The organism is Paenibacillus sp. FSL H8-0315 (assembly GCF_038005365.1).
GTDB lineage: Bacteria > Bacillota > Bacilli > Paenibacillales > Paenibacillaceae > Paenibacillus_AQ > Paenibacillus_AQ odorifer.
On the sequence record NZ_JBBOTA010000001.1, the window covers coordinates 1,793,440 to 1,807,159 of the forward strand.

General features: G+C 45.3%; 13 protein-coding genes. 2 read left to right on the plus strand and 11 right to left on the minus strand.

Annotation, left to right across the window (positions count from 1 at the left end):
- Positions 1-48: 48 nt before the first annotated feature.
- The 4 genes from lepA to gpr form a co-directional block, all read right to left on the minus strand.
- Positions 49-1,863 carry a translation elongation factor 4 gene (gene lepA, locus MHB56_RS07760; protein ID WP_036677511.1) on the minus strand — a complete coding sequence of 605 codons (1,815 nt, stop codon included), beginning with the start codon at positions 1,861-1,863 and terminating at the stop codon, positions 49-51.
- Between the two features lie 140 nt (positions 1,864-2,003).
- Positions 2,004-2,489, minus strand: a complete 486-nt coding sequence (locus MHB56_RS07765) for a hypothetical protein (protein WP_076185487.1) — start codon at positions 2,487-2,489, stop codon at positions 2,004-2,006.
- A gap of 35 nt (positions 2,490-2,524) precedes the next feature.
- Complete coding sequence (locus MHB56_RS07770) at positions 2,525-3,862, minus strand: stage II sporulation protein P (RefSeq protein ID WP_076129693.1); 1,338 nt, start codon at positions 3,860-3,862, stop codon at positions 2,525-2,527.
- 156 nt (positions 3,863-4,018) lie between these two features.
- Positions 4,019-5,020 (minus strand): GPR endopeptidase, encoded by a 1,002-nt coding sequence (gene gpr, locus MHB56_RS07775; RefSeq protein ID WP_036677518.1) that lies wholly within the window; start codon positions 5,018-5,020, stop codon positions 4,019-4,021.
- Between the two features lie 304 nt (positions 5,021-5,324).
- Here gpr and rpsT point away from each other — a divergent pair, with 304 nt between their 5' ends.
- A complete protein-coding gene (rpsT, locus tag MHB56_RS07780) occupies positions 5,325-5,597 on the plus strand; it encodes a 30S ribosomal protein S20 (RefSeq protein ID WP_036677521.1) in 273 nt (90 codons plus the stop codon).
- Positions 5,598-5,755: 158 nt separating this feature from the next.
- On the opposite strand, the gene MHB56_RS07785 is transcribed toward rpsT, so the two are convergent.
- From MHB56_RS07785 to MHB56_RS07810, 6 genes are all read right to left on the minus strand, one after another.
- Complete coding sequence (locus MHB56_RS07785) at positions 5,756-6,244, minus strand: hypothetical protein (RefSeq protein WP_076129692.1); 489 nt, start codon at positions 6,242-6,244, stop codon at positions 5,756-5,758.
- Positions 6,245-6,281: 37 nt separating this feature from the next.
- Entirely contained in the window at positions 6,282-7,301 is a 1,020-nt protein-coding gene (gene holA, locus MHB56_RS07790; RefSeq protein WP_036677525.1) for a DNA polymerase III subunit delta, read from the minus strand.
- A gap of 276 nt (positions 7,302-7,577) precedes the next feature.
- Positions 7,578-8,834 (minus strand): anti-sigma factor family protein, encoded by a 1,257-nt coding sequence (locus tag MHB56_RS07795; RefSeq protein ID WP_076129691.1) that lies wholly within the window; start codon positions 8,832-8,834, stop codon positions 7,578-7,580.
- Positions 8,831-9,379 (minus strand): RNA polymerase sigma factor, encoded by a 549-nt coding sequence (locus MHB56_RS07800; RefSeq protein ID WP_036677530.1) that lies wholly within the window; start codon positions 9,377-9,379, stop codon positions 8,831-8,833. Before MHB56_RS07800 ends, MHB56_RS07795 begins: the two co-directional genes overlap by 4 nt.
- Before the next feature lie 308 nt (positions 9,380-9,687).
- Complete coding sequence (locus MHB56_RS07805; protein WP_038572950.1) at positions 9,688-9,924, minus strand: hypothetical protein; 237 nt, start codon at positions 9,922-9,924, stop codon at positions 9,688-9,690.
- Between the two features lie 238 nt (positions 9,925-10,162).
- A complete protein-coding gene (locus MHB56_RS07810; protein ID WP_038572952.1) occupies positions 10,163-10,804 on the minus strand; it encodes a bifunctional 2-keto-4-hydroxyglutarate aldolase/2-keto-3-deoxy-6-phosphogluconate aldolase in 642 nt (213 codons plus the stop codon).
- A gap of 346 nt (positions 10,805-11,150) precedes the next feature.
- Between MHB56_RS07810 and MHB56_RS07815 the strand changes: the two genes are divergently transcribed.
- Entirely contained in the window at positions 11,151-12,101 is a 951-nt protein-coding gene (locus tag MHB56_RS07815; protein ID WP_076281205.1) for a sugar kinase, read from the plus strand.
- Positions 12,102-12,667: 566 nt separating this feature from the next.
- On the opposite strand, the gene MHB56_RS07820 is transcribed toward MHB56_RS07815, so the two are convergent.
- Positions 12,668-13,684 (minus strand): LacI family DNA-binding transcriptional regulator, encoded by a 1,017-nt coding sequence (locus MHB56_RS07820; RefSeq protein WP_076179378.1) that lies wholly within the window; start codon positions 13,682-13,684, stop codon positions 12,668-12,670.
- Positions 13,685-13,720 lie beyond the last annotated feature (36 nt).

Sequence of the window (13,720 nt, forward strand, 5' to 3'; positions counted from 1 at the left end):
CTGCTTAAAAAAATAGAGCCGGGATATTCTCCCGGCTCTACCTATTTTTTACTCATCGATCTTCAGTACTGCCATAAACGCTTCTTGTGGTACTTCTACACTACCCACTTGCTTCATGCGTTTCTTACCTTCTTTTTGCTTCTCCAGCAGCTTCCGTTTACGGGAAATATCGCCGCCGTAACATTTAGCAAGTACGTTTTTGCGCATCGCCTTAACGGTTTCACGCGCAACCACCTTCGTACCCACTGAGGCTTGAATCGGCACTTCGAACATTTGACGCGGGATAATCCCCCGCAGCTTCTCACAAATGATACGTCCGCGGTTGTAGGCACGATCGCGGTGAACGATAAAGGACAAGGCATCGACCTGCTCATTGTTAAGCAAGATATCCATCTTGACCAGATTCGAACGACGGTATCCGCAAATTTCATAGTCGTAAGAAGCATATCCTTTCGTACCGGATTTCAACTGATCAAAGAAATCATAAACGATCTCTGACAGCGGAATCTCGTACGTAATCGTTACACGATTAGTATCTAGATATTCCATATTTACGAACTCGCCGCGTTTGTTCTGGCACAGTTCCATTACAGTACCCACGAAGTCGTTAGGCACAATGATCGCTGCTTTAACATACGGCTCTTCAATGTAGTCAATCGTACCGATCTCCGGATAATGTGACGGGTTGTCGATTTGGATCATTTCGCCATTGGTCAGCATAATTCGGTAAATAACACTCGGCGCTGTTGTGATTAGCGGCAAATTGAACTCGCGCTCAATCCGCTCTTGAATAATCTCCATATGCAAGAGTCCAAGGAAACCGCAACGGAAACCAAATCCAAGTGCGCTTGAGCTTTCCGGCTCAAAGCTTAGCGAAGCATCATTTAGCTGGAGCTTCTCCAGTGCCTCACGAAGATCGTTATAATCGGAAGTCTCAATCGGATACAACCCGCAATATACCATCGGGTTGATCTTACGGTAACCCGGAAGCGGCTCAGCAGTAGGATTCTTTGCGTCAGTGACAGTATCACCGACACGGGTATCTCCAACATGCTTGATCCCAGCTACGATAAAGCCAACATCACCGATGTTCAATTCATCGACAATGGTCATACGTGGCATAAATGCGCCAACTTCAATGACCTCGAAGGTCTTCTCAGTTGCCATCATCTTAATCTTCGAACCTGCACGGATCTTCCCGTCCATTACGCGCACATAGACGATAACGCCTTTGTAAGGATCGTAGTGAGAGTCAAAGATCAATGCTTTAAGCGGCTCTTCTGAATTACCGGATGGCGCAGGAACCTGCTTCACCACCTGCTCCAGAATTTCCTTGATTCCGATACCGGCTTTGGCAGATGCCATAACCGCTTCACTGGTATCCAGCCCGATAACATCCTCAATCTCCTGCTTTACCCGGTCAGGGTCAGCGTTTGGCAAATCAATTTTGTTGAGCACAGGTAGGATTTCCAGGTTATTATCCAGTGCTAAATACACATTGGCCAGCGTCTGTGCTTCAATTCCTTGAGCCGCATCCACAACCAGCAGTGCGCCTTCACATGCTGCAAGACTGCGGGAAACTTCATAGGTGAAATCGACGTGCCCCGGTGTATCAATCAAGTTGAGATAATACTCTACACCATCGTCTGCACGATAGGTTAAACGCACGGCTTGCAGCTTTATTGTGATACCACGTTCGCGCTCCAGATCCATCTGATCGAGTACCTGTTCCTGCATTTCACGCGTGGTTAGTGCCCCCGTGTATTCCAAAATGCGGTCAGCTAGTGTCGATTTACCATGGTCTATATGTGCAATAATCGAGAAATTGCGAATTTGTTGTTGTCTTTTCTGAACGTCAGTCATTCCTTACCCCCACAGACAGCCTGATATTAATCCACTTATTATAACAGTACAAGCTTACTCCATCAATCCCGCGCTGGCCCAAAACAAAAGAAACAGCTATACACGATCCCGTGAAATAACCGTTTCTTCTAAATTTGCTGTTAATTTTCTGCCGAAGCGAACAATGAAACTACCCAGCGGATTCCCTTCTGGGAAGCCTGCTGCAAGAGACCTGCCGTCTTATCTGCCAGAACATCGACTGTAGGCTTTTGCTCCTCAGGAATTAGAATTTGCTCCGGAGATTTCGTACTATAATCATCCACAACTTGTTGAGGAGGATCTGCGGCTGGCGTTGTATTGCTATTTTGAGGCAAAGGAGAGACGGCCGTATAAGCACCTGTGACAGGATCGATCACCATTGGCACATATACATAAGTCTGCCCACCCTGTGTCACACCATTCTTTTGCAATTGTGGCTGTGGCTGCATGCCTGTTACTTGACTGGTCGGTGTAGTCGGGCTGGCATTCCAGCCGGGCAGAATCTTAGAGACTGTTGAACCACCGCTTCCGCCGAACTGCATCCCTAAGAGGATGCCAATCCCTGCCCAAATCCCGACCATAACCAGTTTTTTTCCGAAACGCGACATGTACACCACTCCTTTTTAATCCTTGGTAATTTATTTTAAGAAGCTCCGTTTGATTTCTTTGGTGTTGTAGTGGGATTCGCCACTTTTTCAGGTGCGTTCACCTTCTCAGCGTCATGACTGCTCCAGTAAACATCAGCGATAGCATCCGCCAAAATATCAGCCGTACGCTTTAATTCCTCAGCCGAATTATCAATTCCGCCCACTTCAATCAAAACACTATTAGGAGAGAGGGTCTGATTGTACTCCCCGTTATTTCCTTTACCCGCAGCTTTTCCCCATATCCCACGAGATATTCCCGGGTAATTCTTTTCAAGCTGTTGATGAATCTTATTGGCAAACTCTTCGTTCTTCTTCCAGTCTTTATTTGCATGTCCAATGATAAAATAGACCTGTGCATAGCTTTTCCCGTCAATAACAGCTGTTGTTTTGCTATGACGCTGCGAATCGCGGTGAATGTCGATAAAACTATCCATTTCCTCATTTGCGCTGAGTGCTGATTTAACCAAGATCCGGGAATATTTATAGGAAAAGTTCCAGTTATAGTCGGTGATTTTGGTTGGAAAATCTTCTTTGGCATGAACCGTACCAATCCCGAGCTGTTCCAGTCTTTTCGTAATATATGATCCTACCAGCATTACATTTTTAGTTGAAACTCCGGAGCTGGGATTTTCATTTGCTGCCCCTAACAGAGGATTGTAGGCCTCTCTAGGATGTGAATGATAGATTAGAATCCGTTTGATGGAGGTATCCTTAGTGCTGTCTGTGCCGCTTTGCGGATCACTCTTATCCGTCCCTTCCTCCGCTGATGGTTCAGGGGATGGTGCAACCGTCGCTTCAGGCTGCTGTGTTGTAGTATCTCCATGCTTGTCCCCTTCGTCCGGAACAGAAGTTTCTGCATCTTCACCACCCTCAGCCAGTTCATCAGTCCCAGGATGATAATCCACTGGTGCTCCTGTAGATCCACCTGAACCTTTCCGCAAAAGAAATGGATCATCCGCCGCCATCCCCGGCACTTCACGAGAGACTAGACTCTTAGGGTCGCCTGGATTCACGCTGGTCAGCAACTGAAATACGAAAGAAGTTACCTTTTCACCTGAAAAAGCGGATGGCTCTTTACCCTGCGGTAAATGCGGCACCTCCATCCCCAGCAGCTCCATGAAAAAACCACTGGACAGGGAGGCGGCAAGCCCCTTCATTGAAGGAATGGGTGAAGAGCTAAGCTTCTGTCCGGCCAATCCACCGGCTCCAAGCAGCATAAAAAATACTAGTGAACCTCCGGCCAACAGCAGCATCGTTCTCCCCAGCGATAAAACATCCAGCATTTTTCCCCTTAAACGGCCGATGTTCCAAAGCTGAAACCATTTTTTATTCATTGTAGTTATGTCCTCCTCCAGCCCTCTGTAATCTCTTATACTCCAAATCTATGAGTGCAAGAGCAATACTAGAACCGAAAATGAGAGAATAGACATAAAGCCCGTACAGGATACCTTAATTCAGCATCCCGCCGGGCTAAACAAACCATAATTCAGTTAGTGGGTATACGCGCCAACATTCTCAGGATCAACCGCATCATGTAAAGCCGCATTCAGACCACTGGCCACAATATTCGCGATCCCTTCAATAAATTCATCAATTTCCTTCGGAGTGACGATCAAATCGTGCCCCAGGGGTTCAAGCACTTCCTTCACTAATGACAAGCGTTCCTGCTCAGAGATATCGTCCAGCATCCCCATGATTTCCTTCGTATGGTTTGCTCCTTGCCCGAAGTGATTTTTCATCATCTCCAGCACATTATTCACAATAGTTGAGGCATAGCAGACAGTGGGCACTCCGATTGCGATACAAGGAACACCCAGAATTTCTTGGGTTAATCCACGTCGCTTGTTGCCAATCCCCGAACCGGGATGGATCCCAATGTCGGCAATTTGAATCGTCGTATTGATACGCTCCAGTGACCGGGATGCCAATGCATCTATGGCAATAATAAGCTCAGGTTTCGTCCGATCCACGATTCCCTGCACGACTTCACTCGACTCAATTCCAGTCAGCCCAAGCACTCCAGGAGCAATAGCGCTCACCTTACGATAACCAGGGGAGATCTGATCCGGAACCAGCTCATAGAACTGCCGCGTAATGAGTGAGTTCTCCACCACTAAAGGACCCAGTGAATCCGGTGTAACATTCCAGTTACCAAGACCAACAATCAACACAGATGCATCCTTGCCAATCCCAATTCTGATCAAAAAGTCCTCAAATTCGCGGGCAAAAACTTCTGCCACCTTTTGCTGCAAGCCTGTATCTCCGCCACGCAGAGCGGGTACCTCAAGGGTTACATAGTTGCCAATTGCGCGTCCTATTGCCTGTGATCCGGCAGCATTAGCTACACCAAGACGGGTCACTTTAATCCCATCAGACTCTTCCACTTCTTCGTTCACACCAGGGATCGGCGTTCTCTGTGGGCCTTGAGCCATTTCCTTTGCCTCTAATGCCAAATCGGTGCGCACAGAATATAGCTGCAGATCCGGTTCCATTGTGTACCAGCCTCCTAAAAGTTTTGTAAGCATACACTTCCATGAGTTACTTCGAACAAAACTCACTTCGAAAGCGGCTGCTTAGTTTTGTAAGCATACACTTCCATGAGTTCATCCTCATTTGGCAAGCTTCTGCCTATGCTCTTTTGTCGATAGTGTGCGAGAGAAAGCCAATGTTTATGCAGGATACGGAGGTTTAATTTGAAAGCTTTAAGTATTGCTTTTTGCTACCGGTCATGCTAAACTATTTTAAGTTGTGAATCATTTGATAATGATTTCGAATGTCTTACAGGAGGTGAATGCAATGCCAAATATTAAATCCGCGGTTAAACGCGTAAACACGAACGAAAAACGCCGTGCACTGAATGCTTCCCAAAAATCCGCGCTTCGTACAGCTGTGAAAACTGCTGATGTAGCTCTGACTGGTACGGAAGTAGAAACTGCTCAAGCTGCTTTCCTAGCTGCTTCCAAAAAGCTGGACAAGGCCGTAAGTAAAGGTCTGGTTCATAAAAATGCGGCTGCCCGCAAAAAATCCCGCTTGGCGAAGAAATTGAACGCTCTTACGGCTCAAGCCTAAGACGACATTCATAATGAGCAATTGAAGAACCTGACCGCTATGCTTCATACGGTTAGGTTTTTTTGTGTCTATTAATTAATAATAAGTAGTGTTAGTTACTTTTAAGAGATGTTTATTAAATGAAAGAAGACCCCCTCAGAGAGACGGTCTTCTTTCATTTATTTATTCTCTTTTTTCATTTCATAATAGTTACCATCCCATAAAAAAATCATCGTTTGATCGTCTTTAACAATAAAACTGCTGCCGGGATTCGTCCAATTATTTATAGATACCGTCATAACCGATTCCGTTTCGATGCCAAGGTCGCTTAATTCATTTCTGTATTCGTTAAAAAAGTCATCCTTTGTTATGTTCTCTTCCTTATATTCAGGGTTCATAATTTCATCTTTATCAAAAGATGCCTTTTCTTGCGAATAAGTTACCCGCATGCCAATAAGCTTTTCATCCTCCGCTGCCGAGACAGGTGTAGAACCTACTAGACCTTGTACACTCCATTCCCCAAAATAAGAAGGTGCATCTGCAGAGGTATTCGAATTCGCAGGCGACTCAGAAGCTGAACCTGACGGTGAATTAGTATCCGTTTTGCCACAGGAACTAATTAATAGAACGAGTAACAGCAGTGCCGAATATTGAAATATTCTTTTCATAGTCAGATCATCTCCAATACTTTTTCCCCTTCTTAGCTCAGACACCTAAACGCAGCATGAACAGCTCCAGCCCTAGCACTTTGTCTATAGCCCCTGTTTTCATTTTATAATCCAGATCCGCCAATGCACTTAAGATTTGCCGCAATCGTTCACTGGAGAACTTATGGGCCTGCTCCCCAGCAAGCTTAACCGCATATGGATGCAATCCGATCTGTGACGCAATCTGTCCCTGCGAATAACTATGTGCTGATAAATCCTTAACCTGCAAAATAATGCGGAACTGCCGCGCAACCAACGCTGCGATCTTGATCGGTTCCTCACGCTGCTTCAGCAGCTCATATAAGGTATCAAGCGCCTTATCAAGACGCAGATTAGCGATATCCTCAACAAGCGTAAACACATTTTGTTCTGTACCACGGTGTACCAGACTCTCTACGGCCCCCGCATCCACAGTGCCGCCCTTACCAGCAAATAAACAAAGCTTGTCCATCTCTGCAGATAAACCTTGCAAGCCTGTGCCTGCATTCGTTATAAGAATTTCTGCCGTGCCAGGTGCCATTACACAACCCCGCTCACGAATTCCTTTTTCCACCCAGCGCAGCAGCTCTTCTGCTCCCAGCGGATTAAAGGCTAATACTGTGCCCACTGATTTGACAGTCTTCACAATTTTTTTACGCTCATCCAGCTTATCATTATTCACCATAAAGACGATTACACTGAAGTCTACAGGATGCTGCAAATAGTCACTTAAAAGATCTATACGATGCTCCAGTTTGGCATTTTCTTTGCCCGCTGTAAATAACGAGGCATCCCGCACCAGCAATAATTTACGTTCTACCATAAATGGCACAGTCTCCGCTTCTTCTACCACAGCCTGCACCGGCGTCTCAGAGAGATCAAAGGGAATAACTGCGAAATCACGATCCTCTTTAGCAATCAGCTGTTCTTCCAGCAGTGCCGTGAATTCATTCATTCGAAATTTCTCACTGCCATATAAAACATATAACGGTGAGATCTTCCCTTGTTTGATTTCTTTTATCGCCGTTTTGGCATCCATCCCGCCACTTCCTTTTCCATTCATCTAGCCCATTTTGTCCAGAGTTCTATTGTAGCAAAAAAAACTACAAAAATGCATGCAAAAACGGAGAAACTCTGGCAGCCATGGCCAAAGCCTCTCCGTTTAAGCGGCGCATCTATATAAACGACGGAGTGCGAAGCTCTAGAAACTCCGCATCCGGCGGTCATACCGATGTTCTGCAAAACCTATACTTTCTAGTTCCTGTCCTGTTGATATAGTATATTCAGAAACTTCGAAAAAAGTTCCAACCCCACTTTAATTTGTTGAAGATGAGGTTGGAGTGTTCGTTGGTGTCGCCCCAGGGGATGCAGCCGGACTTGAAGAAACTGCTTCCTGTACAGTGTACACCTTGGTTACATTCACACCATCTTTTTCAGTCACGTACGTAAACTTCGAGCTGTCCGCAGACCATTCACCAGAAATCCAATTTCCTTCCAGCGGATAAGAGTTTACGGCTAACCGTTCTTCCGTTGAGCCCGCTGGCGACTTCTTATAAATCACAAGCTGCAGCCCAACAAATTCTATAGCATACTGACCATCAGGGGAAGTCCAGGTCTGCACATTAGATTCATCAGAACTGCTTAAGCTCATAACTTCCCGTCCATAGTCATAAGGAATCTTTAAAGAATCCTCCATCAGCGGAGCAGAATCAGCTGCGCTGTCTGAATTCATATCAGCAGTTTGCTCCTTATTATCCACCTTTAGCTGATTGCTACTGGCATTACTAGAATCTGAATTTTGAGATTTCGTGGCGACATCCTGCTTTGGCGAAACAATTTTCTCTGTAGGCTTAGGATCTGCGCTTTGAGGCGGTTCGGTGATCGACCGCCCTCCAGCTCCAGCTCCCGCATCAGCTGCATCCGCCGGTGCACTTGGCATCGAGGTAGGGTCCACTGGTCCCGTCGCTCTATCTAAAGCGGCGTTATCTTCGTTCATCTCTGTTGCATCCGTCTTATACTGGGCAGCGCCCTCGTTCTCTCCACCAGCTGCAGGTGAAGCTCCATCAGAGTTAGCAGTAATAGAAGCTTGTGATTCCATTGCTGTATCCTTAGTATCATCGCTGGCTGTTTTAGCACTATCCTGCATCCTTTGTTCTACTTCTGCCCCAGGCATTTTATCGGGCATATTAAATATTGCGATCCCTAATAGAACGGCAGCTGCAATAGCTCCAATGCCTGTCCGTGTTGCTATAGAGGTTCCCTTGGAAGGTTTACCGCGGGAGCTTTCACGTGAAAATGGAACAACAACCGGCTCCTCAGATCTCACAGCACTTTGTTCACGACTGCTTCGATCCAATTCTGCAAGCTGAGGTAAAATAGAGTCAACCAGACTAAACGGGGGTTTCACGTCTGGCAACTGCTCCAATTCATTGGAGAGAAGTGTCAGGCGCTCAAAGACTTCCGCGCAGGAAGGACAATTATCGATATGACGGAACATCTCAACAATCTCATCTTGACTCAAATCTTTGTCTAAATAGCGGTGCATCCATTCCATCACCTCCGCGCATTTCATCCCGATACACCACCTTTCTGGTACTCCTGAAGTCTATTCTGCAGTTGCTGTCTAGCCCGAAATAAGTACGATTTCACTGTATTCAAGGGCAAATCCAGACAATCTGCAATCTCGTTGTAAGAAAAATCCTGTAAATAGCGCAGGACGATGACTGTCCGATGATGCTCGGGCAATTGATCAATCGCTTCGCGTATATCCTCAGCTAAATAAGAGGATAGAACCTCACGTTCCACATTGTGTTTATCCTGAAACACCATTTCATGTTCATCAATAGAAACTGTAGGTTTAGTTCTTCTGAATTTATCAATGCAAATGTTAGTGACGATTCGCTGAACCCACGTTTTGAACTGGGCCTTCTCCTCATATGAGCCGATTTTTGTATAAACCCGGATCAAGGCTTCCTGAGATGCATCTAGCGCATCTTGTTCATTATGCAAAATGTAGAAGGCCGTTTTATATACATGTCCTTCAATTTCTCGCAATAGGGTGATTAGAGCGTCGCGATCGCCCGCTTGAGCGGCTCTGATGAGTCCCTGCTCCACCACGAAGGTTCCCCCTCTCTATGCAATCTTACTGACGCGCAAGACTGCGAATTTGTTGCAACCGTGTAATTAATATTTTTAGAATACCAAACTTTTCTTAGAACGTCATGTTAAGCCAGCCGTTACAACGCGCTATCCCGCATTGCACAGCCAATAATTCCTACTAAGCATACAGGGGAAACAACAATCATTCAAATACTCTTTTTCACTATCTTAGTAACAAAAATGACATCAAAAGAAACGGCCTATCCCCTTGTCGGAAATGAAGCCGTCTGTCTTAAATATTACCCTCCGGTATCGAGCAAGAAACTCTATTTATAGAGCGCAATTTTGCAGAGCATGAAGACCGCGTAGTTTTCCCTAGTCTCATCATCCACCACATAGGCTTCTCCATTCTCAAATAATTGAGGGTTATTGTAATTGCGCTCTAATCTGTAGATCTGCCCTTCCGTCACCTTACAACCATGGAATGCCGACTCAATTTCTACGTACTCAGCATCATCTTCATCCGCTGCTTGATACAGCTTTTTATCATTATAAGCAGGCATATACTCACTCCCGGCTGGATAATAAATCCTGACGTTCAGTCCATGTATCACTACTCTTCTATTATATAGTTTATTATCTTTATCCCGATTCTATACTTTCTAAAAAGCATAGAATAAAAGGAATATGGACAGCTCAAAGAAAATCAACATAAAAAGGCTGCATGGCCAACGTCTGTCAGCCACACAGCCTATAAATAAAAACGCGAATCTGGATTTCAATCTCCGTTCGAACTATACATTAAATCCCTTTTATCTCTTTAAACTTCGCCACATATTGGGCAGCAAGATCGGTAATCTGATCATATCGGCCATTCTTCGCCGGTGCAGTCAAATTCCCCCCAATGCCCACAGCCATGCAGCCGTTTGCAATCCACTTCTCCATATTGTTCAAATCCACGCCACCGGTCGGCATAATATTTACATGTGGCATAGGACCTTTAACCGCTTTTACATAATCCGGACCGAAAGCACTGCCAGGGAACAATTTAAGCACATCCACGCCGTACTTCAGCGCTTCCTTCATTTCATTTAATGTCATGCAACCAGGCATATAGGGAATGCCGTAAAGATTACACATCTTAGCTGTCTCCACTTCAAAGGAGGGACTAACGACAAACTCTGAACCTGCAAGAATGGCTATTCTAGCTGTTAAGGGGTCCAAGACAGTTCCGGCGCCAATCACCGCACGACTTCCGTACTCAGCAACCAATCTCTTAATCGCCACATCCGCGTCTGGTGTAGTAAAAGTTACCTCAATATTATTTAGACCGCCTTCTATACAAGCAACGGACATCTTAAAAGCTTCCTCAGCACTATCTGCTCGAATAACCGCTACAACCCCGACGGATGCCACATTCTGCAATACTTTCATTTTCTTCATCAGTAGACTCCCTTTCTCTTGGTACGATCATAGATAAACAGGAAATACTTTTTTAGATAAACTTTTTTATTAAATTTACTAATTATTGCGTTTTGTTCTATAAGGAAATAGTAATAACAATACGATTAACAGTCAATACATTTTTATTACATCAGGTGGAAATAAGTAATAAAACCTAAGAAAAACCTTTATAAAACAAGGGTTTATGGAAACATTATTTTCTTTTTACGAAAAAAGTTTTTTGGTTAACAATCATTCTTTTATTGTACAAAACCGATTTATGTGATAATTTCAAATTACAAATCATTATACTGGGATAAAATCATTACCCTAGGAGGAACTAAAAATGAGTAAACAGCTGGATGCCGTCACTTTCGGGGAGCCGATGGCGATGTTTTATGCGAATGAGGCCGGTCCTCTGCATGAAGTATTTTCGTTCTCCAAAGCATTAGCAGGTGCAGAAAGCAACGTGGCTACAGGCTTGTCGCGATTGAATCATCCTACAGGTTATGTTACGAAGCTTGGCGAAGATAACTTTGGCACATTCATTGCTCAGGCGATGAAGAACGAGAACATTAATACGGACAATATTACTTTTACTAAAGAGTATTCAACAGGCATGCTTATCAAATCGAAAGTGGTTACCGGCGATCCAAAGGTCGAATACTTCCGCAAAAACTCCGCGGCCTCCACGCTTAGTCTGGAGGATTTCGACGAGGCCTACTTCAATTCCGCAGGACATCTGCATGTTACAAGTATCTCCGCTGCTTTGTCCAAGAGCTGTCTTGAATTTTCTATTCACGCTATGGAATTTATGAAGAGTAAAGGAAAGACGATCTCTCTGGATCCTAATCTGCGTCCCAGCTTATGGCCGGATACAGAAACAATGGTGAGTACCATCAATGATCTGGCTACACGCTGCGACTGGTTCCTGCCGGGACTCGGTGAAGGTAAAATCCTTACCGGACTGAGCACACCCGAAGAGATTGCAGACTATTACCTGGAGCGTGGCATAAGCTTAGTCGTCATCAAGCTTGGCCCTGAAGGCGCTTACTATAAATCCTCTGCTGGGGAAGGTTACGTGGACGGATTCAAGGTGGAGCAGGTTGTTGATACGGTGGGTGCAGGTGATGGATTTGCGGTTGGCGTAATCAGTGCGATGTTGGAAAAGCTTCCGATTGCTGAGGCCGTCAAACGCGGCAATGCGATCGGTGCGTTAGCCGTCATGTCGCCAGGCGATATGGACGGACTTCCCACCCGTGAGGAACTTGCGAAGTTTATGCAACAAGAAGTCTAATAATTGCAAAAAGACACAGAGCAGCGATTCTCCGTTATTGGAGAATCGCTGCTCTGCTTTTTGGGTTGCTGATTGGCTGCTATTGCTATGGCTATGCCTTTGGCTTTGGCTTTGGCTTTGGCTTTGGCTTTGGCTTTGGCTTTGGCTTTGGCTTTGGCTTTGGCTTTGCTATGCTAAGCTTTTGCTATTGCTATTGCTATTGCTATTGCTATTGCTATGCTTCAGCAGTGTAATCACGTACCTCAGGGCTTTCGGACCCAGAAGACGCTATTTGCAATTTTTTCACCTTTGCGGCGTAGTTTCGGACTCCAGTGACACTATTCCTTATGAAAAAGGGCATTTAGCATGTTTTCCATGCCGATAGCTGCGATGGGGTCCGATAGTACTCCAAATATGGGATTATACCGCATATAAGGTCAGCTGAGTCCGATAGTGACTTCCTACGCGAGAATATTACCCAATCAAACCCAAGTTTAGTGTTTAGATAAAGTTAGGTCCAATAAAAGGGGGAGTGCCCAACAAGCTAAGAAATAGCTGCTGGGCACTCCCCTTTTTATAGTTCAAACTTATTTGTAAGACTTCACCGACTGCCCTTGCTGCAAGGTCGGCGGGAAACGATATGTAATTGGAACAGAAGCTCCCTTATCCTCGATACAAGAGAGTATAATCTTGGCAGCCTGCATCCCCATCTCGTAAGCAGGCTGACGGATTGTCGTAATGACCGGATTATAAATTTGCGCGAATTCCGCATCATCTATCCCGATGACCGACAACTGTTCTGGAATAGAGATGGCATTTCGATTCGCATATTTCAGAATTTCCGCTAGTGTGATGTCGTTCGTAGCCAGCAGTGCAGTTGGCGGCTCCGGCAGTGCTAATAAGTGTTCCAGCCCCGAAGCTAATTCCTCTTTGGATACACTGCAAATATACTCCTCACGCAGCGTTATGCCCGCTTCTTCCATCGCTTTTTTGTAGCCACTAATCCGCTCTTTCCGAGGGGTAATCGCATGCTCCCCAATTGGAAGGGACACCAGAGCAATCCGCTCATGGCCTTGCTGAATTAGCTGCCCTACGCCTATCTTTGCCGCCATTTCATTATCCAGCAATAGACTCTGCGTGGTGATTCCATCTACTAGACGATCCATAAAGACTAGCGGGAAATCAGCCTCTACCAGCTTGCTATAGGCAGACGGGTTATTCCCTGTAGGAAAAATAATCAGCCCATCCACCTGACGAGCGATTAAGGTTTCTACATATTTGCTTTCTTTCTCCGCATTCTCATCTGCGTTGCATATGATCACTTGGATTCCGTGATGCTGCAGCTCATTCTCAATCGCCCGGATACATTGGATTGACAGCGTGTAGTCAATATTAGCTACGATGATCCCGACCATATGCGTCCGGTTCTGCTTCAGACTGCGCGCCAGACCATTTGGCTGATAATTAAGCTCTTCAATTACGGCCTCAATCCGGTTTTTCGTCGCTTCGCTCATATATTTAAAACGTTTGTTCAAAAATTGGGAGACCGTACTTTTCGAAACTCCCGCTTTTTGAGCCACATCATCAATCGTTAACTTCTTCATCGCTTCGGCTCCACTCTTCTCAAAAGAAAATACTTT